The organism is Halomonas organivorans (assembly GCF_014192055.1).
GTDB lineage: Bacteria > Pseudomonadota > Gammaproteobacteria > Pseudomonadales > Halomonadaceae > Halomonas > Halomonas organivorans.
This window is the reverse complement of record NZ_JACHXM010000014.1, coordinates 14,845-39,992: the sequence shown is the minus strand read 5'-3', so window position 1 is coordinate 39,992 and position 25,148 is coordinate 14,845. Positions and strand designations below refer to the sequence as shown.

General features: G+C 67.2%; 23 protein-coding genes. 12 read left to right on the top strand and 11 right to left on the bottom strand.

The window, feature by feature from the left end:
* Positions 1-86: 86 nt before the first annotated feature.
* On the bottom strand, positions 87-1,118 hold the full coding sequence (locus tag FHR96_RS13690; RefSeq protein WP_183388249.1) for a CmpA/NrtA family ABC transporter substrate-binding protein: 1,032 nt from the start codon (positions 1,116-1,118) through the stop codon (positions 87-89).
* Positions 1,115-1,708: an ANTAR domain-containing response regulator gene (locus FHR96_RS13685; protein ID WP_183388248.1), complete on the bottom strand. Its 594-nt coding sequence runs from the start codon at positions 1,706-1,708 to the stop codon at positions 1,115-1,117. Before FHR96_RS13685 ends, FHR96_RS13690 begins: the two co-directional genes overlap by 4 nt.
* Before the next feature lie 356 nt (positions 1,709-2,064).
* On the opposite strand from FHR96_RS13685, the gene FHR96_RS13680 reads away from it, so the two are divergent.
* On the top strand, positions 2,065-4,821 hold the full coding sequence (locus tag FHR96_RS13680) for a nitrate reductase (protein WP_183388247.1): 2,757 nt from the start codon (positions 2,065-2,067) through the stop codon (positions 4,819-4,821).
* Entirely contained in the window at positions 4,778-5,701 is a 924-nt protein-coding gene (gene cobA, locus FHR96_RS13675) for a uroporphyrinogen-III C-methyltransferase (protein WP_221195829.1), read from the top strand. Before FHR96_RS13680 ends, cobA begins: the two co-directional genes overlap by 44 nt.
* A gap of 22 nt (positions 5,702-5,723) precedes the next feature.
* Here cobA and FHR96_RS13670 read toward each other — a convergent pair whose 3' ends face one another.
* From FHR96_RS13670 to FHR96_RS13640, 7 genes are all read right to left on the bottom strand, one after another.
* Positions 5,724-6,134: a GNAT family N-acetyltransferase gene (locus tag FHR96_RS13670; RefSeq protein WP_183388246.1), complete on the bottom strand. Its 411-nt coding sequence runs from the start codon at positions 6,132-6,134 to the stop codon at positions 5,724-5,726.
* Between the two features lie 168 nt (positions 6,135-6,302).
* Positions 6,303-6,731 carry a GFA family protein gene (locus FHR96_RS13665; protein ID WP_183388245.1) on the bottom strand — a complete coding sequence of 143 codons (429 nt, stop codon included), beginning with the start codon at positions 6,729-6,731 and terminating at the stop codon, positions 6,303-6,305.
* 22 nt (positions 6,732-6,753) lie between these two features.
* The gene (locus tag FHR96_RS13660; RefSeq protein ID WP_183388244.1) at positions 6,754-7,242 is read right to left on the bottom strand and encodes a peroxiredoxin; all 489 of its coding nucleotides are present in this window, start codon (positions 7,240-7,242) and stop codon (positions 6,754-6,756) included.
* A 33-nt stretch (positions 7,243-7,275) separates the two neighbouring features.
* Positions 7,276-7,965 carry an SDR family oxidoreductase gene (locus FHR96_RS13655; RefSeq protein ID WP_183388243.1) on the bottom strand — a complete coding sequence of 230 codons (690 nt, stop codon included), beginning with the start codon at positions 7,963-7,965 and terminating at the stop codon, positions 7,276-7,278.
* Positions 7,966-8,084: 119 nt separating this feature from the next.
* A complete protein-coding gene (locus FHR96_RS13650; protein WP_183388242.1) occupies positions 8,085-9,431 on the bottom strand; it encodes an MFS transporter in 1,347 nt (448 codons plus the stop codon).
* A 271-nt stretch (positions 9,432-9,702) separates the two neighbouring features.
* Complete coding sequence (locus FHR96_RS13645) at positions 9,703-11,052, bottom strand: MFS transporter (RefSeq protein ID WP_183388241.1); 1,350 nt, start codon at positions 11,050-11,052, stop codon at positions 9,703-9,705.
* Between the two features lie 303 nt (positions 11,053-11,355).
* Complete coding sequence (locus FHR96_RS13640) at positions 11,356-12,045, bottom strand: murein L,D-transpeptidase catalytic domain family protein (RefSeq protein ID WP_246392953.1); 690 nt, start codon at positions 12,043-12,045, stop codon at positions 11,356-11,358.
* Between the two features lie 194 nt (positions 12,046-12,239).
* Here FHR96_RS13640 and FHR96_RS13635 point away from each other — a divergent pair, with 194 nt between their 5' ends.
* Positions 12,240-13,949, top strand: a complete 1,710-nt coding sequence (locus tag FHR96_RS13635) for a L,D-transpeptidase family protein (protein ID WP_183388239.1) — start codon at positions 12,240-12,242, stop codon at positions 13,947-13,949.
* On the opposite strand, the gene FHR96_RS13630 is transcribed toward FHR96_RS13635, so the two are convergent.
* Positions 13,938-14,888, bottom strand: a complete 951-nt coding sequence (locus FHR96_RS13630; protein WP_183388238.1) for a LysR family transcriptional regulator — start codon at positions 14,886-14,888, stop codon at positions 13,938-13,940. The genes FHR96_RS13635 and FHR96_RS13630 overlap by 12 nt on opposite strands.
* Before the next feature lie 245 nt (positions 14,889-15,133).
* On the opposite strand from FHR96_RS13630, the gene rhmD reads away from it, so the two are divergent.
* The 9 genes from rhmD (at position 15,134) to FHR96_RS13585 (ending at position 24,031) form a co-directional block, all read left to right on the top strand.
* Positions 15,134-16,318 (top strand): L-rhamnonate dehydratase, encoded by a 1,185-nt coding sequence (gene rhmD / locus FHR96_RS13625; protein ID WP_183388237.1) that lies wholly within the window; start codon positions 15,134-15,136, stop codon positions 16,316-16,318.
* A 34-nt stretch (positions 16,319-16,352) separates the two neighbouring features.
* Positions 16,353-16,679, top strand: a complete 327-nt coding sequence (gene rhaM, locus FHR96_RS13620) for an L-rhamnose mutarotase (RefSeq protein ID WP_183388236.1) — start codon at positions 16,353-16,355, stop codon at positions 16,677-16,679.
* Complete coding sequence (locus tag FHR96_RS13615) at positions 16,679-17,569, top strand: amidohydrolase family protein (protein ID WP_183388235.1); 891 nt, start codon at positions 16,679-16,681, stop codon at positions 17,567-17,569. The genes rhaM and FHR96_RS13615 overlap by 1 nt, the downstream gene beginning before the upstream one ends.
* A 77-nt stretch (positions 17,570-17,646) precedes the next feature.
* Entirely contained in the window at positions 17,647-18,417 is a 771-nt protein-coding gene (lra1, locus tag FHR96_RS13610; protein WP_183388234.1) for an L-rhamnose 1-dehydrogenase Lra1, read from the top strand.
* Between the two features lie 56 nt (positions 18,418-18,473).
* Positions 18,474-19,274, top strand: a complete 801-nt coding sequence (locus FHR96_RS13605; RefSeq protein WP_183388233.1) for an HpcH/HpaI aldolase family protein — start codon at positions 18,474-18,476, stop codon at positions 19,272-19,274.
* A 47-nt stretch (positions 19,275-19,321) separates the two neighbouring features.
* Positions 19,322-20,761: an aldehyde dehydrogenase gene (gene aldA, locus FHR96_RS13600; RefSeq protein WP_183388232.1), complete on the top strand. Its 1,440-nt coding sequence runs from the start codon at positions 19,322-19,324 to the stop codon at positions 20,759-20,761.
* A gap of 37 nt (positions 20,762-20,798) precedes the next feature.
* Positions 20,799-22,334, top strand: coding sequence for a purine-cytosine permease family protein (locus tag FHR96_RS13595; protein WP_221195828.1), 1,536 nt, complete (start codon positions 20,799-20,801; stop codon positions 22,332-22,334).
* A 4-nt stretch (positions 22,335-22,338) separates the two neighbouring features.
* The gene (locus tag FHR96_RS13590; protein ID WP_183388231.1) at positions 22,339-22,524 is read left to right on the top strand and encodes a hypothetical protein; all 186 of its coding nucleotides are present in this window, start codon (positions 22,339-22,341) and stop codon (positions 22,522-22,524) included.
* A gap of 151 nt (positions 22,525-22,675) precedes the next feature.
* Positions 22,676-24,031, top strand: a complete 1,356-nt coding sequence (locus FHR96_RS13585; protein WP_183388230.1) for a GntP family permease — start codon at positions 22,676-22,678, stop codon at positions 24,029-24,031.
* 117 nt (positions 24,032-24,148) lie between these two features.
* On the opposite strand, the gene FHR96_RS13580 is transcribed toward FHR96_RS13585, so the two are convergent.
* The gene (locus FHR96_RS13580; protein WP_246392952.1) at positions 24,149-25,090 is read right to left on the bottom strand and encodes a sugar phosphate isomerase/epimerase family protein; all 942 of its coding nucleotides are present in this window, start codon (positions 25,088-25,090) and stop codon (positions 24,149-24,151) included.
* Between the last annotated feature and the right edge of the window lie 58 nt (positions 25,091-25,148).

Here is a 25,148-nt window from a genome sequence, read left to right as displayed (position 1 = left end):
AGTTTTTGGTAAATCCCTTTAAATACAGATTTTTGTAGGGATGATCGGTTTGAGTGAGGACCAGTGGCGTCGCCTCGATTCGGACGTCATGCACATCCCTGGTGCGTGGCGGCATCGAAATGCACGGGGCTGTAGCAGGCATCGATCCGGTCGCGATCGAGGGGGCCGTCGAGCTGCTGGGCCAGGTGCTGCACCACGGAACGCAGCTGGTTGGCCTCGGGGCGCAGGCTCGTGAAGCGCTGGTCGACCGGTGCCTCGCCCAACGGGAGTGTCGGCAGGTGGTCCAGGGCGCGATCCAGATAGGGCGGCAGGGCCAGCCAGTCCCGCGCCTCACGGCGATGCTCCGGTGCTGTGGCCAGCCAGTCGGCGGCGGCGACCAGGGCGCGGATCATCGCCGTCAGGGTGGCCGGGTAGCGCTCGGCCCAGTCACGGGTCACGCCGAGCATCTTCTCGGGATGGCCGGGCCACAGCTGGGCACCGGTGGCGACGATATGGCCTCCGCCGCGATGGGCGGCCTGACTGCCCCAGGGCTCGCCGACGCAGAAACCGTCGATGCGCCCCTGCTCCAGCGCCTCGACCATCCGCGACGGCGGCAGGGCCACCAGCTCGGCCTCGGTATCGGGGTCGATGCCACCCTGAGCCAGCCAGTCGCGCAGCTGGTAATGGTGGCTGGAGAAGGGGTGCACCATGGCCAGCCGTGGGCGCATCGGTCCGCGGTGCTGCAGTCGGGCGGCGAAGTCCCGGGCGTTGACGGCGGGATCGCGCCCCCCGGGCGTGTCGTCGAAGGGGGCGGCCATGCCCTCCGCCCAGCGGTGCGACAGCACCAGGGTGTTGCCGTTGCGACCGAGCACCAGCGGGGCCAGGGTGTCACAGCGAGACCCCGAGGCGCCCAGGCTCATGGCCAGCGGCAGGGGGGCCAGCATCTGGGCGCTGTCGATCAGGCCGGCGGCGAGCTTGTCGCGCAGGGTCGACCAGGCACTCTCCCGTGACAGGGTGACATCGAGCCCTTCGGCGGCGAAGAAGCCGCCTTCCCGGGCGATGATCGGCAGGACGGCGTCCAGTAGCGGGACGAACCCCAGGGTCAGGCGGGGGCGCTCGGGGGCGTGGGACATGCTCATTGGCCTTTCTCCAGTCCTTCGAGGATATCGATCACGTTGGCGGCCACTTCGCCGATGCGCTGGCCGCGGTCCATGGCCAGCTTGCGCAGCATCTGGTAGGCCTGGGGTTCGTCGCAGTTCTGGTGCTTCATCAGCAGGCCCTTGGCGCGTTCGATGCGCTTGCGGTCGGCGAGCTGGTTGCGCGCACGGTCGAGCTCGGTGCGCATCGATTGGAAGGCATCGAAGCGCGCCACGGCGACCTCGAGGATCGCCTTGACCCGGCTAGGTACCAGGCCGTCCACCACGTAGGCGCTGACGCCGGAGGCCAGCGCGGCCTGCATGGAGTCGGGGTCGTGCTGATCGGCGAAGAACACCACCGGGCGCGGGTTCTCGCGGTTGAGCAGCGACATGCTGTCGAGGGTGTCGCGGTCGGGGGATTCCATGTCGATGATCACCACGTCGGGGGCATGGCGGGCGACCATCTCATTGAGGCTGGCCGGGCTCTGTAGGTGGCAGATGACCTCGTGTCCTTCCTGGCCGAGGGCCTCCTCGACCATGGCGGCGCGAACGCTCTCATCGTCGACCAGCAGGATTCGCAGTGGCTGGGGCATGGGGTCTGGCTCGTGATGGCGGAGATTTCCCAGGAGGATGCAACTTTCATTCCAGGCGGTGCGGGCGCCGGTTTCGGCGGTCCACTCTCTCCGGATTGCACCGTCGGGGTGCGTGGCGTGCGTTCGGCGCCGCCGGTTGGTGCAAGATGCTGCTTCGGGGACAGAGGCAGCCCCGTCATGGCGGGGCTCGTCGAAGATGGCACGCCCTTTGCTTCAATCTTGTCAGATCAGGTATACCATCCCGGGCCGCCGTGTCGGTGGTCCATGGCAACGACGCCCACCCTCGCGCTTACCCGGCGCGGCGGTGGGCGTCGTCGTTTCGGGATCCGCGATGGCGATCGAGGAGCGCACTTTTTATGCATCAGGCTCGAACCACTTGCCCCTACTGCGGCGTCGGCTGCGGCGTGAGGGCCGACATCGAGGATGGGCGCCTCACGGGCGTGGAGGGCGACGGCGACCATCCGGCCAACTACGGACGGCTGTGCGTCAAGGGCTCGGCGCTGGCCGAGACCCTGGGCCACCACGGCCGCCTGACCCAGCCCCGGGTCGACGGCGTCGAGGTCGACTGGGACACCGCACTCGACGCCGTGGCCGAGCGGATCCAGGCGGTGCGTGAAGACGCCGGCGATCATGCAGTGGCGGCCTATCTGTCCGGTCAACTGCTCACCGAGGACTATTACGTCGCCAACAAGCTGTTCAAGGGCTTCCTCGGTACGCCGCACCTGGATACCAACTCGCGGCTGTGCATGGCCTCGGCGGTGGCCGCCTACAAGCGTTCGCTGGGCGCCGACGCCGTGCCCTGCAGCTACGAGGACCTGGAGGAAGCCGAGCTGGTGGTGCTGGTGGGGTCCAACCTGGCCTGGAATCACCCGGTGCTCTACCAGCGGCTGCGCACCGCCAAGAGCCGCAACCCGCTGATGCGGGTGGTGGTGATCGACCCGCGGGTCACCGACAGCTGCGAGATCGCCGATCTGTACCTGGGCCTGGCGCCCGGCAGCGATGCCCGGCTGTTCAACGGCCTGCTGGGATGGATGGCCGACAAGGGCAAGCTCGACGACATCTACCTGGAGCACCACACGGAGGGGCTCGACGCGGCGCTCGCCGCGGCCCGCGAGGACGACTGCCGCATCGAGGCCATCGCCGCCGACTGCGACGTCGACGCGGAGCGCCTGGAGACCTTCTTCTACTGGTTCGCCAGCCAGCTGCACGTGGTGACCCTCTACTCCCAGGGGATCAACCAGTCCTCGAGCGGTACCGACAAGTGCAATGCCATCATCAATTGCCACCTGGCCGGCGGCAAGATCGGCCTGCCCGGCGCCGGTCCGTTCTCGATCACCGGCCAGCCCAATGCCATGGGCGGTCGCGAGGTGGGGGGGCTTGCCAACCAGCTCGCCGCCCACATGGACTACCACACTCCAGGCGCCATCGACCGGGTGACGCGCTTCTGGACCACCGAGACCCTGGTGCCGAGCCTGCCCGAGGCGCCCGGCCACAAGGCCGTCGAGCTGTTCGAGGCCATCGAGCGCGGCGAGGTCCAGGCGCTGTGGGTGATGGCCACCAACCCGGCGGTCAGCCTGCCGGACGCCAATCGCGTGCGTGCGGCGCTCGAGAAGTGCCCGCTGGTGATCGTCTCCGAGTGCATGGCCGACACCGACCTGCTGCCCTATGCCGACATCGTGCTGCCGGCCTCGTCGTGGTCGGAGAAGGACGGCACCGTGACCAACTCCGAGCGACGCATCTCGCGCCAGCGCGGCATGCTGCCGCCGCCCGGGGAGGCGCGCCACGATTGGTGGATCGTCAGCGCGGTGGCGCGTCGCCTGGGCTATGGCGAGGCCTTTGCCTACGACCATCCCGCCGAGATCTTCGCCGAGCACGCGCGGCTGTCCGGCTTCGAGAACCGGCCCGATGCCCCGGACTCGCGGGTGTTCGATATCTCGGCGCTGGCCGAGCTCGATCGCTCGGGCTACGACGCCCTGGCGCCGATCCAGTGGCCGGTGACCGCCGAGTCGCCACGCGGCACTGCCCGGCTGTTCGAGGACGGCTGCTTCGCGACCCCCAGCGGCCTGGCCAAGTTGATTCCGGTGCGCCCGCGCGGCCCCGAGCAGGCACTCTCCGAGGCTCGACCGCTGCGCCTCAACACCGGCCGGGTGCGCGACCAGTGGCATACCATGACCCGCACCGGTCGCGCCCCACGGCTGATGAACCACCGTGCCGAACCGTTCATCGAGATCACCCCCGAGGATGCGGCGGCGCTCGGGGTTGGCGATCAGCAGCTGGCGCGGCTGACCGGGGCCGGCGGCGAATACCGTGCCCGGCTGCGGCTGACCAAGAGCCAGCGTCGCGGCGAGGTGTTCGTGCCCATGCACTGGACCGACCGCTTCAGTGGGGCGGCGCGCATGGGCAGCCTGCTGGCCGCCCACCTCGATCCATTGTCAGGCCAGCCGGAATCCAAGCACGGCGCGGTGGCGCTGGAGGCGCTGGAGGTCGGCTGGGAGGCCACCCTGCTGGTCGCTTCCGACGAGGGCGGCGACTTCGCGGGCCGCGACGACGGCAGCTATTGGGCGCGGATCCCGCTGTCCCACTGCCAACGCTGGCAGCTCGCCGGCGGCGACGCTCCCCGCGACTGGCTGGCCTGGGCGCGGCAGTGGCTACCCACGGCGCCGACCCTGTGGAGTGACGACCCGACCGGCGGCCGCCTGCGTGCTGCGGGCATCGAGGAGGGGCGACTGCGCTGGTGGCTGATGGTGGCACCGCCCGCCGAGCTGCCGGGCCTGGCCTGGCTCGACGAGCGCTTCGCGGAATCGCCGCTGGGGAGTGACGTTCGTCGCCGCCTGCTGGCCGGCTGTGAAGCCGGGGAGGCGGATGCCGGACCGCTGGTGTGCAGCTGTCACCAGGTTGGCCAGAAGGCCATCGTCGAGGCCATCCAGTCCGGTGACGCCAGCGTCGAGGCGCTGGGTGCGCGGCTCGCCTGCGGCACCCAGTGCGGCAGCTGCATTCCCGAGCTCAAGTCCCTGATCGAAGACAGTGCTGACGTCAACGCTGAACCCAACATCGAAGAGGTGAGTGGCCATGCGCACGCTGGACAAGCCCCGCAAGCCGTTCAAGTTGCTTGATGGCATCCGCCCCATCGCTGCCTTGGCGCGCCTGGGGCAGGGCGCCTCGCGCTGGCTGGAGGGGCTCAAGACCGGTCAGTCCGACGACGATGCCGCCCGCCTCTCACTGTACGGCGAGTGTCGCCCGGGGCGCGTCTACCTGGTCGGTGCCGGCAGCGGCGATGTGGAGCTGTTGACCCTGAAGGCGGCACGTCTGCTCGCCCAGGCCGATGCCGTGGTCTACGACCGGCTAGTGGGGGAGGAGGTACTGGCGCTGATTCCCGCCGGGCGCGAGCGCTACTACGTAGGCAAGGCTCGCGGCCACCACAGCGTGCCCCAGGCCGAGATCGGCGCGCTGTTGGTCGAACTGGCGGAGCAGGGCAAGTCGGTAGTGCGCCTCAAGGGCGGCGACCCGGGCGTGTTCGGGCGCATGGGCGAGGAGCTCGCTGCGCTGGCCGGGGGCGGGGTGTCGGCGGAGATCGTGCCCGGCATCACCGCCGCCTCGGCGGCCTGCGCCGGCATGGGTATCCCGCTCACCGATCGTGCTCACGCCCAGCAGCTGCGCTTTATCACCGCCCAGCTGTGCCGCGAAGGCGGTGCGCCCGACTGGGACGCGCTTGCCCGCCGCGACGAGACCCTGGTGTTCTACATGGGGCTGGCCAAGGTCGAGGCGATCTGCACCGGCCTGCGCGGTGCCGGGCTGCCCGACGACTGGCCGATCATGCTGGTGGCCAACGCCAGCCTGCCCGAGCAGGCGGCGCTCGCCGGCACCCTGGCCGACATGCCGGGCAAGCTGGCCGACACGCCGCTGCCGTCGCCGTGCCTGATCGTGGTGGGCAGCGTGGTGCGCATGGTCGAGACCAGCCCGGCGGCGCCACGGGTCCGTGAAGACGCCGCCTGAGCCGTTTGGGCATCAGGCTGGCTCAGCTCAGCCGTAGCCCCATGCTGATGCGTTCCTCGGTGGCGAAGCCGAGCCGGCGGTAGAAGTCCGCCACCTCGTCGTTGCCGCCGCGGATCTGCAGGTTGACCTTGACGCAGCCCATGGCCCGCAGCTGCTCGATGGCGTGCTCGACGATCCGCTTGCCGAGTCCTTGCCCCTGTCTTTCCGCCGCCACCGCCACGGCATACAGCCAGCCGCGATGGCCGTCGTAGCCGACCAGGCAACTGGCGACGAGCTCTCCGGCGTCCTCGATCACGTAGACGTGATCGTCCACGGCCAGCTTGGCCGCGAGGATGGCCTCCGGGGCGTTGTAGCCGGTGTAGTCGGGAAAGCTGGCCTGCCACAGGGCGGCCAGTCGACGGGCGTCGCTCGGGCGGTACTTCCTGGGTGTCATGGGTCGATCCTGGCGGCGGTGGGACATCGGCGCGGGCGCGTCGAAGGCGCAGCATAAACGCAGTACCCGAGGACTGCCAGCGGCTTGGTGGGGCCTCTGACGCGACGGCCAGGCGGTGAGCGCTAACTCGCTCGAGGCGGCCCCGATGGTATGGGGCCGCCTCAAGTGTCAGGTATCGCGACGCTCGAAGGCCTCGAACACCTCGCGACCGGTAAGATCCTTGGTGGCGTTGCCGAAGTGGTACCAGGGCGGTTTCTCGTCGATGAAGATCTGGCTGTCGAAGGTCCAGGCCTGGCCCTCGTCGACCAGCCCTGCCGGCACGGCATAGTGCTCGCCAGTCTTGAGGCGGTAGAAGAGATGGGTGCCGCAGTGGCGGCAGAAGGCGCGCTCGGCCCAGTCCGAGGAGGCGAAGACGGTGACGCTGTCCTCGCCCTCGACGCTGACGCGTGAGACCGATTCCAGCGCCAGCAGCGGGCCGCCGCCCCAGGTGCGACACATCCGGCAGTGGCAGGCGCCGATGTTCTGGCGCGAGGCCTCCACGGCAAGGGTCACGGCGCCGCACAGGCAGCTGCCGGTCAGGGTCATGGCATCCGTCATGTCTCGCCTCCCGGTGCGGGGATCAGCCCTTGAGCTGGTTGAGGATGGTGTCGGCGCTGCTGGCCTCGATCACGCCCTTCTGGGTATCGACGCCGAGGTATTCCACCACGCCGTCGTTGGCGATCAGCGCGAAGCGCTTGCTGCGGGTGCCCATGCCGCCGGCGCTGGCGTCCATGTCGAGTCCCAGGGCGCGAGTGAACTCGGCGTTGCCGTCGGCCAGCATGGTCATCGCCTGGGCGTTCTGGTCCTGCTGCCAGGCGCCCATCACGAAGGCGTCGTTGACCGCCAGGCAGCCGATGGCATCGGCGCCGGCGGCGAGGATATCGTCGGCATGTACCACGAAGCCGGGCATGTGGGTGTTGGAGCAGCCGGGGGTGAAGGCGCCGGGAACGGCGAACAACACCACCTTGCGGCCGGCGAAGAAGTCGCCGGTGGCGAGATCCTCGGGGCCCTTGGGACCGTTGGTCTTGATCGTGATGTCGGGCAGGCGGTCACCGATGGCGATCGTCATGGGGAAACTCCTTTTCGGTCGGATGAAGTGGGGTCAGTCCTCGGCCAGCGGCGGCGTGGGGCGCACCAGGATCTCGTTGACGTCCACGTGGTCGGGCTGGCCCAGGGCGTAGAGCACGGCCGCGGCGATGTCCCGGGCCTCCAGGGCATGCTCGGGCGCCTCGTCGAAGAAGGGCGTGTCGACCATGCCGGGCTCGATCAGGGTCACGCGAATACCGCTGCCACGCAACTCCTCGCGCAGATTGTAGCCGAGTCCGGTCACCGCCCACTTGGTGGCGCCGTACATCGAGCCGGGAATGGTGGCGCGCCCTGCGGCCGAGCCGGTGAGCAGCACGTGACCACGCGTCTTGCGCAGCGCCGGCAGGGTCGCCTGCACGGTGAGCCCCACGCCGTAGACGTTGGTCAGGATCATCTCGCGCCAGGCCTCGTGGTCGGCGCCGCTGAAGCCCCCCGGCGAGCCGCCGCGGCCGGCGTTGGCGAACACCGCGTCGAGACGGCCGAAGCGCTCCAGGGCCTGTTCCACCATGGCCCGCTGGGCGCCCATATCGGTCACGTCCATGGCCACGCTCTGCACGTTCTCGGGGCCGAGTTCCTGGCAGAGCCCCTCCAGGCGTTCGCGCGAGCGGGCGGCCAGCACCAGCTTGTAGCCCTCCCGGGCAGCGGCTCGGGCCGTCGCCGCGCCGATGCCGCTAGAGGCACCGGTGATCAACAGTACGCGTTGCATCCGGCTCTCCCTGTCTGGGGTCACATCGCCTTCAGCATGGCCACAAGCGTGATCGCCTGCAAACGTTGGCGCCCCGTCGCGGAACGACGGGGCGCCAGTCAGGCAGCGGGCCGATGGGATCAGCGCAGCGACAGGGCGTCGCCGTCGTGCACCGCCCCGACTGCATCGCGGTAGGCCTCGGCCTCGCGGGCCTCGTCGGCCGCGGAGAAGCGCACCAGCAGGGCGCAGGAGGCCAGGACCAGCACCACCAGCCCGAGGATGAACAGCCCCTGCTGGTAGCCGATCGCTTCGTTGCGCAGCAGGAAGGCGGCGGCCACCGCGCCGACGTTGCCGCCGGCACCGACGATACCGGCTACCGTGCCGAGCCCTTCGCGGTTGAGGAACGGTACCACGCCGAAGGTCGCCCCGGAGGACATCTGCGAGCAGAGCCCCAGGACCATCAACAGGGCGATAGCCAGCGGCAGGTACTGGGCCTGGGAAAAGGCGACCAGGGCGATGCCCGAACAGCTGAGGGCCACGAACAGCCAGCGTACTCGTCCCTTGAGGCCGGCCTGGCGGGCGCTGAGGTCGGAGACGATTCCCCCGAGGGTGCGGGCGAACAGGTTCATCAGGCCGAACAGGCCAGCGATCAGGCCGGCGCTGGCCAGGCTCAACTCGAAGTGATCGAAGAAATAGATGGCGCCGATATTGTTGATGGTCAGCTCGACGCCGAAGCTCAGCGCATAGGCGAGACCGAGTGCCCAGATGCGTGGATCCCGGGCCACGCGCAGGAAGCCGGGCTTGGTCGCGGCAGGCGCCTCGCCTCGCTCATCGGCGCGCTGCAGGTCGCTGAAGTCGCCATCGGGAGCGTCCTGGGTGAAGCGCCAGTAGGCCAGCCCGGTGATGACCATCACCACGCCGGGCACCAGCATGGCCAGCCGCCAGCCGAGGGTCTCGCTGACGCCCAGCATCATCAGGCCGGCGAACAGCAGTGGCATCAGGATCTGGGTGGTGCCCCCGCCCAGGTTGCCCCAGCCGGCGGTGGTGGCGTTGGCGGTACCCACCACGTTGGGCGCGAACATGGTGCTGGTGTGGTACTGGGTGATAACGAAGCCCGCACCGATGGCGCCGATCGCCAGTCGAGCCATCAGGAAGGCCTCGAAGCTGTCGGCCAGGCCGATGGCCATCACCGGCACTGAGCCGAGCAACAGCAGCCCGGTGTAGGTGCGTCGTGGCCCCAGGCGATCGCACAGCACGCCGATCACCAGGCGCACCAGCACGGTGATGGCCACCGAGGCGATGATGGTGTTGCCGATCTGGGTCTTGGTCAGGCCCAGATCATCGCGGACCACCGCCATCAGCGGCGCGATGCCGAACCAGCCGAAGAAGCAGACGTGAAAGGCGAACCACGAGAAGTGGAAGGCACGCATCTGGGGGGAGGTGAGGCTCAACAGGCGAATGCGGTTTGCCTTGTGGCGGATCTGCATGGACAACCTCGTGACGTGACGAATACGGGAACGGTGCCACCGGCGTTGGGGCGCGGTTCGACGCACTCGTGCTCCAAGGAGCCTGGTCCACGTCTTGCCTGGTCTCGATGTCCGTTGTTAAGCAAGAAAATTGCCAGATTTAAAAAATCTTTTTATGTCAGTGGGTTGTTTTTTAGGGCTGGCCAGAATGGCGAGGCCCCGACCTGGGCCGGGGCATCGGGATGGTGCAGCTCGAGTACGCGGGGCCCGTCGATGGTGCGGCCCCGTAGACTCAGCGCAGTGACAGCGCGGCGGAGGGCGTGCTGCCGGCGGCATCGCGGTAGGCGGCGCCTTCCTCGGCTTCTGCCTCGGGCGAGAAGCGGACCACCAGGGCGCACAGCGAGGCGATGATCACGGCGATGCCGAGGTAGAACAGCCCCTGCTGGTAGCTGAGCTCTTCGGAGCGGAACAGGAAGCCGGCGGCCACGGCCCCGGCGTTGCCACCCGCGCCGACGATGCCGGCTACGGCGCCCAGCGCCTTCTTGTTGATGAAGGGTACTACCCCGAAGGTCGCGCCCTCGGCCATCTGCACGAACAGGCTGAACACCAGCATGATACCGATGGCGAGCGCCAGTACCTGCATCTGGGAGAAGAACATCAGCGCCACGCCTTCGCAGAGCATGGCGATGAACAGCCAGCGCACGCGGCCCTTGAGCCCGCCGTTTCTGGCGAACAGGTCGGAGAAGATGCCGCCCAGGGTGCGGGCGAACAGGTTCATCAGGCCGAACAGGCCAGCGATCAGGCCGGCGGTGGCCAGGCTCAGGTCGAAGTTGTCGAAGTAATAGATGGCGGCGATGTTGTTGATGGTCAGCTCGACGCCGAAGCAGGCGGCGTAGACCACGAACAGCGCCCAGACCCGGATGTCCTTGGCGGCGGCGGCGAAGCTGGCACCCATGCCGTGCTCACCGCTGGCGGCGGGCAGCTCGCCGCGGGCACGCAGCTCGTCGAAGTTGCCGTTCGGGGCGTCCTGGGTGAAGCGGTAGTAGGCAATGCCGGTGAGGAACAGCACCACGCCGGGCACCACCATGGCCAGGCGCCAGCCGAGGGCCTCGTTGACGCCGAGCATCATCACGCCGGCGAACACCAGTGGCATCAGGATCTGGGTGGTGCCGCCGCCCAGGTTGCCCCAGCCGGCCGAGGTGGCGTTGGCGGTGCCGACCACGTTGGGAGCGAACATCACCGAGGTATGGTACTGGGTGATCACGAAGGAGGCCCCGATGGCGCCGATCGCCAGGCGCGCCAGCAGGAAGCTCTCGAAGCTGTCGGCCAGGCCGATGGCCATCACCGGCAGCGAGCCCAGGCACAGCAGCCAGGTGTAGGCACGGCGGGGGCCGATCTTGTCGCACAGCACGCCGATCGCCAGGCGCACGACAACGGTGATGGCCACCGAGGCGATGATGGTGTTGCCGATCTGGGTCTTGGTCAGGCCCAGGTCATCGCGGACGACCGCCATCAGCGGCGCAATGCCGAACCAGCCGAAGAAGCAAAGGTGGAAGGCGAACCAGGAGAAGTGGAAGGCGCGCATCTGCGGCATCTTCCAGTTGAGCAGTCGAATCCTGTTGGCCTTGTTGTGGATTTCCATGGGGATACCTCGTCGAATGACGTTCGAACACACGATCTCTTGGGCCTTCGCCGTTGAAGGTCGGGTCCGACGCACTCGTACCCCAGGGGCCTGGTCCACGTCAGGGTGTCACTGTCTCCTGTCATGCATATGTATTGCCATGATGATGAAAATCTTTATTTTTCATGTGATTACGTCTACGAAGGGCGGAAAGGGGCCGTCGCCCAGGGTGACGCTTGCTGCATGGCAGCTCATGGGCACCGAGGCGTGCCCCGCCTTGGTGCCCGATGCCGCCCGCCTGTGAAGGCCATCCTGTCGGTGGAGTCAGCGCTGCATGGCCAGATGCTGGCCGTCGCGGGGGCAGCGCAGGAAGGCCGATTCGGCCAGCCATTCGGGGTCGGGGTAATAGGTGAACAGGTACTGGCTGTCCTTGAGGCTGTCGATCAGCGGCACCGCGATTTCGTCGCGTACTGCCGGGCAGCCGTAGCTTCGACCCAGGCGACCGGTGCGTTCGATGAAGGACTTGCTGACGTAGTCGGCGCCGTGGATGACGATGGCGCGCTGGAAGGCCAGGTCGTTGACGCCCGGCTCGAGGCCTTCCAGGCGCAGCGAATAGCCGTTGCTGCCCTCATAGCTGTTGAGGGTACGAAACAGGCCGATGCTGGACTGGTGGCTGTCCGGGATATTGGAAAACTCGCTGGCCATGGCGTCACCGGAGCCCTGGCCGTGGGAGACCAGCTCGCGGAACAGCAGCCGATCTCGCGCCAGGTCGAAGACCCACAGGCGTTGCTCGGTGGACGGCAGCGAGAAATCGATCACCGCCAGGCGTTCGGCGCCGGGATCGGCGCAGCTCAGGGCTCGGGCCGCCAGGCGCAGCACCTGGGGATCGGCCCGGGGGGCGAGGCGAATCAGACGGCTCGCCAGCGGTGACGGCGGGCTCGAGGGCGTCACCGCCCGGGAGAGAAAGTCCCGCGCCGAGGTGGGGGCGGCCTGGAGCAGCAGCGTGGCGGCCATTAACACAGCCGCGGTGAGGCCTGGTAAACGCAGCGATGGCATGCGAAGTCCCATGGAGTGATGGCTTGCGAAATCGGTGGTGTTCTTGTCGTCGGGCCCTGGCGCGACGGCGCGTGAGCCTTCCGTTTTGACGTATTATGGTCGTAACGGTCAGGAAGACCAGCCACATTAGACGAATGCCAGGAGGCCGAGTCATGCGAACCGCGGATACCCTAACACGAGGCATGCAGCGTAGCGGTATGATCCTTGTGATGACGCTGCTGCCGCTGGTCGCGGGCGCCGACACGACGCCTCCAGACGTGGCGTCCGCCGAGGCGCTCCCGGCGCCGGCCGTCGATGCCGTTACGACGCCTGGCGTCGCGGCACTGGCCGACCGCCTGAGGGGGGCGTCGCCGCGATTGGCGCGTTTCTATGCCCTGAACGGCGATGCGATGGTTTGGCAGGATCGCGACAGGGTCGCCAGTCTGATCGAACTGCTGAATGCTCTGGAAGAGGATGGGCTGTCCCCGGCGGACTATCGTCCCGGGGAATTGGAGCAGGAGGCGCGGGCTGCCCTCGATCCGGCCGCCGACGCCGACGGCCGGGCCCGCTTCGACCTGGAGGCCAGCCGGACCCTGCTGACGGCGCTGACCCATCTGCAGCGTGGCCGGCTCGATCCCCATCGCGTCTATCCGGATTGGGAAATTCCCGTGGCAGCGCCAAGGCTGGACCTGGTGGGCATCAGCCGGGCCCTGGACGCCGGCGATGTGCCGGCGGCGCTGGCCCTGGCGCGTCCGTCCGGTGACGCCTACTCGTCATTGCATCGTGCCCTGGTGCGCTATCGCCACATCGTGCGCCTGGGCGGCTGGCCGACGCTGCCGTCGCGGGAGGCGGCGCTGCGCCCGGGCGATACCGACCCAGACGTGGCCTTGCTGCGTCAGCGGCTGGCGATGATCGGCGAGCTGGAGGTGATGGCCGCCGATGTGACGCACTATCCGGACATCGCCCTGGAGGCACCGGCCCAGAATCGCTATGACCCCGCCCTCGAGGCCGCGGTGCGCCGCTTCCAGCGCCGCCACATGCTCGCTGACGATGGCGTGATCGGGCCACGCACCCGGGCGGCGCTCAACGTACCGGCACGGCTTCGCGTGGCCACCCTGCTCGCCAACCTGGAGCGGGCGCGCTGGCTTTCCGGCAGCGGCCCCGAATGGCGGGTGAAGGTGGACCTGGCCGGCCAGCGCCTCCGCTATCGCCGTCCCGATGGAGAAACCTGGGAGTCGCGGGTCATCGTCGGTCAGTCGGGGCGTCCCTCGCCGGTACTGCAGTCGTCGATCACCTACCTGACGCTCAATCCCACCTGGACGGTGCCGCCGACCATCCTGCGCGAGGATGTGTTGCCCAAGCTGCGTCGCGATCTCGGCTACCTGGCGGAGCACGATATGGAGGTGCTCGACCCGCAGGGGCGACGACTGGATCCCCGGGAGATCGACTGGCGTCGCCCGGGGGCGGTGATGCTGCGTCAGCGTGCCGGTGCCCACAACCCGCTGGGGCGGCTGGTGCTGCGCTTCCCTAACGACCATCTGGTCTATCTCCACGATACCCCGGCGCGATACCTGTTCGGCGAGCCTCAGCGAGCGCTGAGCTCCGGCTGTATTCGCGTCGAGGGCGTCGCCGAGCTGACTCGCATGCTGATCGCCGACAGCGGCTCCGCCATCGACATGGACGGGCTGCTTGCCAGCGGTGAGACGCGCAACGTTTCCCTGGCCCGGCCGGTGCCGCTGGCCCTGCACTACTGGACCGCCAAGGGCGAACCGGGCGGCCTGGCGAGCTTCCGGCCCGATGTCTACGACCGTGACCCGGCGCTGATCGCCGCCCTGGCCGGGCCGCCGACGGCACTGCAAGCGAGTGCCCCGTCAGACCGCTGATCCGACATGCCAGCCGGCGGCGGTACGGCGCAGGATCTCGCAGAAGCCGCTGACCGGCTCGCCCTGGAAGGTGTCCTTGCGAGTCAGCAGGCCGAAGGGGGTCAGGGCGCGACCCAGCGACAGCGGCAGGCGAGTAATCAAGCCCGCGTCGAGATGATCGCGCAATACGGTTTCCGCCATCACCATCAGGCAGTCGCTCTGCTGCACCAGCTGCAGGGCGGCGAAGATCGAGCCGCACTCGATGATGTCACGGGGCGAGACCAGCCCCGCTGATTCGAACTCCTTCTCCAGCGCCTGGCGGGCCGGCGTGGCCATGGGCTGCAACAGCCAGGGCCATTCCTCCAGCAGCCTTGCCAGCGGCGGCAGCGGTTCCCGACACAGCGGATGATCTCGACGCACCACGGTGACCAGGGTCTCGTTGCCCAGCGGTTCGAAGTCGAACTGGTTGTGCTGGATAGAGGTGGCATAGCGGGCAATGGCGATATCGATCTTGCCCTGCTCGAGCAGCTCGACGAGCTGGTCGCTGGTCTCGCCCATCAGGCGGATCTGCAGCATCGGACGTTCACGCTTCATCTGGATCACCGCCTGGGCGACCAGGTCAGGGGCAGCGCCCATGATGGTGCCCACGGTCAGCTGTCCACGGCCGCCGAGCTGGTAGCGGTGAATCTCCTCGGCGCAGCGGTCGAGGCGCGTGAGGGCGTTGTCGGCGAAATCGATGAGCATCTCGCCCACGGTGGTGGGCGTCATGCCGCGAGCGGTGCGCTCGAAAAGCCGGCAACCGAAGACCTTCTCGATCTCGCTCAGCATGCGGGTGGCTGCCGGCTGCGACATGTGCATGACGGCCGACGTCTGGTGCAGGTTGCGCAACCGCCCCAGCGTCGCCACCAGCAGCAGGTGCTTGTAGCGCAGTCGCGCCAGCAGTGCCTGGTAGCCTTCCATGGTGAGACCTCATCGATACCTGGAAATTATGGCGAGGCGCCAAGGTTGGCGGCTACGACATTGGTCGAATGTCGAAAGATCCGCCATCTATCCGCAACCATCGCCAACCAGCCTAGCATGCGGGATTCGGCTTTCCGATAACGAAAAGGTATCAGGTGGGCCGTGATTCTCATTGGTCGACCTCGACACCCTTGGGTAGAACTTCCCCCAGCACCTACTTGCGTCCAACTCCAGAGGGGAAGCCCATGAGCGAGGTCACCATCAAGCAGGTTCGCGCCTTCACCGTTCGCGGTGGTGGGGCGGACTATCACGACCAGGCCGAAGGACACTGGATCGACTCCCAGATCGCCACGCCGATGAGCAAGTATCCGGAGTACCGCATGAATCGCCGTAGCTTCGGCCTCAACGTGCTCGGCACTTTGGTGGTGGAGCTGGAGGCCAGCGACGGGACCACCGGCTTTGCGGTGACCACCGGCGGCGAGATCGGGGCCTGGATCGTCGAGAAGCACCTGGCGCGCTTCATCGAGGGCCAGCGAGTCACCGACATCGAGAAGATCTGGGACCAGATGTTCAATGCCACGCTGTTCTACGGCCGCAAGGGGGTGGTGATCAACACCATCTCCTGCGTCGACCTGGCGCTGTGGGACCTGCTGGGCAAGGTGCGTGGCGAGCCGGTGCACCAGCTGCTGGGTGGCCCGGTGCGCGACGAGCTGACCTTCTATGCCACTGGTGCGCGGCCTGATCTGGCCAAGGACATGGGCTTCATCGGCGGCAAGATGCCGCTGGTCCATGGTCCCGCCGAGGGCGAGGAGGGGCTCCGCCGCAACCTCGAGCACCTGGCCGAGATGCGCAGCGCCGTGGGCGATGACTTCTGGCTGATGTACGACTGCTGGATGAGTCTCGACCTCAACTATGCCACCCGCCTGGCCCAGGGTGCCCGGGAGTACGGCTTGAAGTGGATCGAGGAGGCACTGCCGCCCGATGACTATTGGGGCTATGCCCAGCTCAAGCGCGACGTGCCCAAGGGCATGCTGGTCAACACCGGCGAGCACGAGGCCACGCGCTGGGGCTTCCGGATGCTGATGGAGATGGACTGCTGCGACGTCATCCAGCCCGATGTCGGCTGGTGCGGCGGCATCACCGAGCTGATCAAGATCTCGGCACTGGCGGATGCCCACAACAAGCTGGTGGTGCCGCACGGCTCCTCGGTCTACAGCTACCACTTCGTGATCACCCGCCACAACAGCCCCTTCGCCGAGTTCCTGATGATGGCGCCCAAGGCGGACGAGGTGGTGCCGATGTTCAATCCGCTGCTGCTCGACGAGCCGGTGCCGGAGAACGGCCGCATGGCGGCGTCGAAGCTGGACAAGCCCGGCTTCGGCGTGCGCCTGAATCCCGAGTGCGAGCTGGCAAGGCCCTACACCCACTGAGCCGCCACGACAACGACGAGCAGGAGAGGACGACATGCCGATCCACGCCTTTCGCATGACCCTGCATCCCGGCCAGGAAGCCGAGTACCGGCGTCGGCATGATGCCCTGTGGCCGGAGCTCGCCGCGGCGCTGGGCGAGGCCGGCATCGAGGACTACCGCATCTTCCTCGACGCAGAAACGCAGCACCTGTTCGCCATCATGGTGCTGCGCGAGGACCACCGCGTCGACGCGCTGCCGGACCTTCCGGTGATGCGCCGCTGGTGGGACTACATGGCCGACATCATGGACACTCATGAGGACAACGCCCCCGTCAGCGTGCCGCTCGACGAGGTATTTGCGTTCCGACCCGGAGACCAATGATGCAAGTGATCGACCCCCATGTGCACTTCTGGGACCTCGCCCAGGGCAATCAGCCCTGGCTCGAGCATCCATCTCCCAACCTGCTCGGCGATTATTCGCCCATGGCCCGGGACTATGGGCCGCGGGACCTGCTGGCCGACGCCGCTGACATCGAGCTGCTCGGCGCCGTGCACGTCGAGGCCGATGCCGTCGATCCGCTGGCCGAGACCCGCTGGCTGGCCGGGCTGGTCGAGGAGAGCGCTGCGCCGGTGCTGCCCACCGCCCTGGTGGTGGGGGCCGACCTGTCCCGGTCCGATGCCGGCGAGCTTCTCGCGGCCCAGTGCCAGGCGTCGGACCGGGTGCGAGGCGTGCGCCAGATCCTCAACGTCCATGCCGACCCGCTCTACGACTATGTCGGCCGCCACTACATGGGCGAGTCGGTCTGGCGCGACAACTTCGCCCTGCTGGCGCGTCATGGGCTGTCCTTCGACCTGCAGCTCTACCCGTCGCAGATGCCGCAGGCGGTGCGTCTGGCCGAGGAACATCCCGAGATCCCGCTGGTGATCAACCATGCCGGCATGTACGTGGATCGCCATGGAGTGACCGGCTGGCGCGAGTGGCGCGACGGACTGCGCCGGCTGGCCGCGCATGACCACGTCAGCCTCAAGCTCAGCGGTTTCGGCATGCTCGATCACCGCTGGACGGAGGGCAGCATCCGCCCGCTGATCCTCGAGGCGCTCGATGCCTTCGGGGTGGAGCGCTGCATGTTCGCTTCCAACTTTCCGGTGGATGGCCTCTATGCCCGCTATCCGGCGATCTGGCGGGCCTATGCCGAGATCGTCGCCGACGCCTCGCCTCACGAGAAGCACGCGCTGTTCGTGGGCAACGCTCAACGCACTTATCGCCTCTAGAAACGACAACGCCCTTGCATCCGGTCCCGCCTCCGCGAGGTGGAACCGGCTTAAACCGACAATGTCAGGAGCCCGTCATGCTGCTCAACGATAAATCCGTCATCATTACCGGCGCCTCGCGTGGCATCGGGCGGGCCGCCGCCCTGGAGTGCGCCCGCCAGGGCGCCAACGTGGTCATTGGCTACAGCGGCAGCGCGTCCAGCCGCCCCGGGGTCGAGGAACTGATCGCCGAGATCGAGGCGCTGGGCCGCCGTGCCTGCGCCGTCGGCGCCCCGGCCGGAGATCCCGATACCGGCGACAAGCTGGTCGAGGCGGCGGTGGAGCACTTCGGCGGCGTCGACGTCTTCGTCAACAACGCCGGCATCTGCCCCTTCCATGCCTTCCTCGACATGCCGAAAGAACTCTACCTGGAGACGGTCAACACCAACCTCAACGGCGCTTTCTTCGCCGTCCAGGCGGCCGCCAACCAGATGAAGCGCCAGGGGCGCGGCGGCGCGATCATCGCCGTGAGCTCGATCAGCGCCCTGGTGGGCGGCGGCATGCAGACCCACTACACGCCGACCAAGGCCGGGCTGTTGTCGCTGATGCAGTCCTGCGCCATCGCCCTTGGGCCCTACGGCATCCGCTGCAATGCGCTGCTGCCCGGCACCATCGAGACCGACATCAACAAGGACGACCTGGCCGACGTCGAGAAGCGTGAATACATGGCCAGCCGCACACCGCTGGGACGCCTGGGGCGCCCGGACGACCTGGCCGGGCCCATCGTCTTCCTGGCCTCCGACATGTCGCAGTACGTCACCGGCGCCTCGCTGCTGGTCGATGGCGGCATGTTCGTCAACCTGCAGTAAGCCTGTCGCCCCGTCTTACCTTCGCTCATTCGCTGGCCGCGCGCCGAGGACACCCGATGCAGATGCCCCCCAACGCTTTCAAGGCCGCCCTGACCCGGGCGGACACCCAGTTCGGCCTGTGGGCCGGTTTCGGCACCGGCTATGCCGCCGAGATCTGTGCCACCACCGGCTATGACTGGTTGCTGATCGACGGCGAGCACGCCCCCAACAGCGTGCCCTCGGTCCTCGCCCAGCTGCAGGCCGTGGCGCCCTATGACACGGCGCCGGTGGTCCGCACCGTCAACCAGGATCCCGCGCTGATCAAGCAACTGCTGGACATCGGGGCCCAGACCCTGATGGTGCCGATGGTCGAGAGCGCCGAGCAGGCCGAGGCGCTGGTGCGCGCCATGCGCTACCCGCCCCATGGCATCCGCGGCGTCGGCGGCGGGCTGGCGCGGGCCACGCGCTGGGACGGGGTCGCCGACTACCTGGCCAACGCCCACCAGGAGCTGTGCCTGATCGTGCAGGTGGAATCGCGGCTCGGCGTAGAGAACGCCGAGGCGATCGCCGCCGTGGAAGGTGTCGACGCGGTCTTCGTCGGCCCCGCCGACCTGTCCATCAATCTCGGTTATCCCGGCGATCCGGGGCATCCGGCGGTGCAGGAGCAGATCGCCCATGTCATTGGCGTGGGCCAGGCCGCCGGCAAGGCAGTTGGCATCCTGGCGCCCCAGGAGGACGACGCTCGCCACTACGCCTCTCAGGGCTGTCGCTTCATCGCCGTGGGCATCGACATCAGCCTGCTGCGCCAGGCCGCCATCGCCAACCTGGGACGCTACCGGGAACAGGGCGAGGCCGCAGCGCCTTCGCGCCTGTACTGAAGCCGCAACGTACCACATCCGCCAACAACGCCAACGGAGACTTCGTCATGTCCAGCCAGCAACCGGTCTACCAGAACTACATCAACGGCACCTTCGAGGCGGCCAGCGAGCACCTCGAGGTCTTCAACCCCGCGACCGGCGAGACGCTGTCGCGGGTCCCCGAATCGCGCGCCGAGGACGTCGAGCGTGCCCTGGCTGCGGCCCGCGGCGCGCAAAAGGCCTGGGCGGCCAGGCCCGCCGTCGAGCGTGCCGCCTACCTGCGCCGGATCGCCGCGAAGATTCGCGAGGACGTGCCGCGGCTGGCGCGCATCATCACCCAGGAGCAGGGCAAGGTCACGGCGCTGGCCGAGACCGAGGTCAACTTCACCGCCGACTACCTCGACTACATGGCCGAATGGGCGCGGCGAATCGAGGGCGAGATCATCGAGAGCGACCGCCCCAACGAGAACATCTTCCTGTTTCGCAAGCCGCTCGGCGTGGTGGCCGGCATCCTGCCCTGGAACTTCCCGTTCTTCCTCATCGCCCGCAAGATGGCGCCGGCGCTGGTGACCGGCAACACCATCGTCATCAAGCCCAGCGAGGAAACCCCCAACAACTGCTTCGAGTTCGCCAGGCTGCTCGACACGGTCGGCCTGCCGGCGGGGGTATTCAACGTGGTCAGCGGCAGCGGTGCCACCACCGGCAACGCCCTGACCGCCAGCCGCGAGGTCGACATGATCAGCTTCACCGGCAGCGTCGCCACCGGTTCGCGCATCATGACCAGCGCCGCCGACAACATTACCAAGCTCAACCTGGAGCTGGGCGGCAAGGCGCCCGCCATCGTCCTCGACGACGCCGATCTCGACCTGGCGGTACAGGCGATCCGTGGCTCGCGCATCATCAACAGTGGCCAGGTCTGCAACTGTGCCGAGCGGGTCTACGTGCAGCGCGGCGTCGCCGACGAGTTCATCGAGCGCATGGCCCGGGCGATGGGAGCGACCACCTACGGCGATCCGCTGGCCCAGCCCGACGTCGAGATGGGACCGCTGATCAACCAGGCCGGGCTCGACAAGGTTGGCGCCATGGTCCAGACCGCGCTGGCCGACGGCGCCGAGCTGGTCACCGGTGGCGGCCTTGGCGATCGGCCTCGCGGCTATCACTACCAGCCCACCGTGCTGACCGGCTGCCGGCAGGACATGCAGATCATGCGTCAGGAGGTGTTCGGACCTGTGCTGCCGATCCAGGTGGTCGAGGACATGGACGAGGCCATCGCCCTGGCCAACGACTCCGACTATGGCCTGACCTCGTCGATCTACACCCGCAACCTGGCCAGTGCCATGCGCGCCTGTCGCGAGATCGACTACGGCGAGACCTACATCAATCGCGAGAACTTCGAGGCCATGCAGGGCTTCCACGCCGGGGTGCGCAAGTCGGGCATCGGCGGCGCCGACGGCAAGCACGGCCTCTACGAGTACACCCACAGCCACGTGGTCTACCTCGAAGCCTGAGCTCACGCCTTCCCAACAATAACCAGAGGTGCACGCCATGAGTGACGACATGCAGGCGTCGGCGGCGGGTGAGACCCCCGCCGTCGGCGGCGAATACGAACGACATCCCGTTCCCGGCCAGGCGCGGATGGGCTTCAAGAGCTTTCTCGGCATGTACGCCGGCGAGCATACCGCTGGCACCGAGCTGATGATCGGGCCGCTGTTCGTGCTGGCGGGCGTGGCCGCCTTCGACGTGGTCATGGGGCTGCTGATCGGCAACGCCCTGGCGGTGCTGAGCTGGCTGCTGCTTACCGCACCCATCGCCACGCGAGTGCGCCTGACGCTCTACTATCAGCTCGAGAAGATCGCCGGTCGCTACACCGTGATCCTCTACAACCTGGCCAACGGCCTGGCCTTCTGTTTCCTGGCCGGTGCGATGATCACGGTGTCCGCCACGGCCGTGGGGGTGTGGTTCGGCTTTCCGCTGCCGACGCTCTCGGACCTGATGCCCAACAGCGTCGGCTGGGTACTGAGCGTGCTCGGCGTGGGCATCGTGATCACCCTGGTGGCCGCCTACGGCTATCGTTTCGTCTCCTGGTTCGCCAACATCGCCGCGCCCTGGATGGTGCTGATCTTCCTGGGCTTCGGCATCGTCTCGCTGAAGTGGTTCATCGATGCCACGGGCACCGGGGTGGGATCTCCCGCCGACCTGTGGGCGCTGGCCGAGACGGCGATCTGGACCGGCGTACAGGTGCCCGGGCAGCCGGATTTCACGATCTGGCATGTGATCTTCTTCGCCTGGTTCGCCAACATGGCCATGCACGTTGGCATGTCCGACCTCTCGGTGCTGCGCTTTGCCCGCAAGAGCTGGTACAGCATCGCCTCGGCGGCGGGGATGTACGTCGGCCACTTCATGGCCTGGCTGGCCGCCTCCATGCTGTTCGCCTTCCAGATGTACGAGGCGGGGTTGACCTCCGACCGCGCCATGATCGCCGCGGCAGAGGCCGGGCAGATCCCCAATCCGCTGCCCGGCCCGCTGGCCGATCAGGCGTTGGGCGTGGCGGGACTGATCTGCGTCATCATCGCCGGCTGGACCACCGCCAACCCGACGATCTACCGCGCCGGGCTGGCCTTCCAGGCGGTGATTCCTCGGGTCTCCCGTTTCAAGGTGACCATCGGCACGGGTCTGTTGACCACCTTCGTGGCGATGTTCCCGGGCGTGGCGATGCAGCTGCTGGGTTTCGTGGCGCTCTACGGCCTGCTGCTGATGCCGATCGGCGCGGTGATCTTCATCGACTTCTGGGTGCTGCCGAAGCTGGGGCTGAAGAGCTTCTATGCCGAGCATGCCGGTCGTCGGATCACCTATCCGGTACTTGGCACCTGGCTGATCACCCTGGCGATCTGTCTCTTCCTGGTGAAGTTCGCCGAGATCGAGATCTTCTTCGTCGCTCTGCCGGGCTGGTTCATCGCCGCGGCGCTGTTCATCGGCCTGAGCCTGCTGGCGCAGCGATCGAACGCTCGCCCTGCCGGCGAGGAAATCCGGGTCGCCGGCAACGCGTCTGCCATCGCCACGAACGCCTCGGGAAAGGAGTAACCTCATGCGCAAGCTGCTTCAGACCATCTCGATCGCGATGCTGGTGTTGACCGTGCTGTTCCCCGTGCTCTACCTGGTCGACACCATGGGCGAAACGACGATGAAGTGGGCCATGCTGGTGGTCACGGTCGTCTGGTTCGCTGTCACTCCCCTGTGGATGGGCAGGGAAGAACGCTCCGACGCTGTCTGAGCGCCTACCGCGGAATGACCGCTCCGGGATCGCCGTCATCACGGCGTTTCCCGTTTGCCAAGACTCTCGCTCATGCCCTCGCCAACACGGCGAGGGTAGGGGCCGCTGTTGCCATGGAACGCCAATAACGCATTACTGGAGCACCACCCATATGGAAATCATGCATTTGGCGATCGCCATCGCCCTGATCCTGCTTTTGATCCTGTACGTCAAGTTGAATGCTGCCATCAGCCTGATCATCGGCAGCCTCTATCTGGGGCTTGCCATGCAGCTGGGCATGACCGGCACGGTCGATGCCATCAGCAGCGGTTTCGGCGGCATCATGGCCGGAATCGGGCTGCCGATCGGCTTCGGTGTGATCATCGGCCAACTGATGAGCGACTCGGGCTCGGCCCACAAGATCGCCCACACCCTGGTGGCGAGCGCGCCGCGCAGTGCGGGACTCTATGTGCTGGGGCTGACGGGCTTCCTGCTGTCGATCCCGGTATTCTTCGACGTCACCTTCGTGATCCTGGTGCCGCTCGGAGTGGCGTTGGCCCGAACCCTGGACAAGCCGCTGCCCTATGCCATCGGAGCCTTGGTCATCGGGGCTGCGACGTCGCATACCATCGTGCCGCCCACGCCCAACCCTTTGGCCGCCGCCACGATCCTGGACTTCGATATCGGCGTCATGACCTTCGCCGGTCTGGGGGTGGGGCTCATTACCTCGCTGATCGTGATGAAACTCTATTTCCTGCTGCTGGACTGCGGAATCTGGAATCGGCACAAGGATGAAATGGGCGTGGCCCAGCAAGCGCCGCAAGACGACAGCCGTCGGGAGATTCCCGATATCCCGCTGTGGATGGCCCTCACGCCGGTGGCACTGCCCATCCTGTTGATCCTGAGTGGCACCGTCTACGACTACTGCCAGCAACTGGGCCTGGTGGCGGGAGACGAGCTGCCCGCGTTCATCGCCTTCCTGAGTGACCGTATCGTCGCCTTGATGGCCGGCGCCCTGGCGGCCTATGCGGTGGCGGCGCGCGACATGGGTCGCCAGGCACGCGACGATTCGGCCTCGCGCGGCCTGCAGACTGCCGGTGTGGTGCTGCTGGTCACCGGCGCGGGAGGCTCTCTGGGCAAGGTGATCGAGACCACCCAGATCGGCCAGATGCTGGTCGATGGCCTCTTCCAGGAGACCCAGTCGGCGCTCGGCATGATCCTGCTGACCTACGCCCTGGCCGCCATCTTCCGCATCGCCCAGGGGTCCGGTACCGTCGCCGGCATCACCGCCATGACCATCATGGCCGGTGCAGCGTCGACGGGCGTCGTCGATCCGCTGTGGATCGCGCTGGCGGCCTTGTCCGGCGGCATCAGCATCGGCCACGTCAACGACAGCGGCTTCTGGATCACCACCCAGCTTGCCGGGTTCAGCGTCCGCGGTGGCTTCAAGACCTACACCTTGGGCGAGGCACTGGTGTCGCTGATGATCCTGGCGCTGACGCTGGTCGGAGCCACGCTCTGGCCTTGAGCCTGTCCAGCCTCGCCGAGCGGTCGACCGGGACGCTGAAACGGCTTCAGGGAAGGAGGCTTCCTTGGAGCCGTTTCAGGGGAGCGAAGCCTGGACGGTGGCTGCCTTTATCCTCCATCACAGTCTGGCGAAGTCGGGCCGGAATCGATTCAGGAAGGCCATGATTTCCTCGAGATCGGAGAGCTCGACCTCGTCCAGGATAACGTTGAGATTCGGCTTGCGAGGGGCCAGCCACTCGAACAGGAAAGCATAATCCAGCAGGCCCTGGCCGACGGCAGCAGGCTTCAGAGCGCCCCCCGCGACTCGAACGTCCTTGGCATGCATGACGGCAATGCGGTCTCCCCAAGAATCGAATGCCTCGCGGAAGATATCCCGCTGTCGTTCGTAGTTGTCGATAGTGAGGAAGTTGACTGGATCGAAGATGATCTGCAGGTTAGGGGAGTCCACGCTGTCCAGCAACCGCCTGACGGTCTCGGGTGAATAGATGGGGTGATTGACCCCGGGTTCGATGCCGACGACCACACCGAAGCGTTCCGCCTCATCGACCAGCTCCCTGACACTGTCGATGACGGCTGTCAAAGGAGCCTCGTGGAAATTTTCTTCGGTATAGATGATGTCGGCATTGACGTTGCCCGTCTCCGTGCCCACGATGCCGCAGCCGAAGTCGCGGGCATGGCGCAAGTGTTCCTTGAAGCGATTCAAGGCACGGCGTCTCTCGTCTGGATCGGGATGAATGATGTTGACATAACATCCCAGCACAGCGATCTGTACATCCTGACGACGAAAGGCGCTGGCGATACGATGCGCCAGGCCTGGCGTCAGGCTTCCCGGATGAGCAGGAATATCGAATGATTTGCTCGGCGCCAGCTGCACCGAACCGAGTCCGCGTTGCGCGATGTCCGCAACCAGGTCGTCAAGAGGTTGTGTCTTCAGGTCGTGTGCCCGAATACCAATGTTCACGCTTTTCTCCTGTTGGCTTGTGATGATGTCGTGGTCGATGTCAGCGGATGGAAAGGGCGCATTCGGTGCCGCGCTGGCTGAATGCATCTCGAAGGGCATGCATCACTCAAGGCGAAGCTCATGCCGTGGGGAGTGACGGAGGGCTGCCGAATGATAC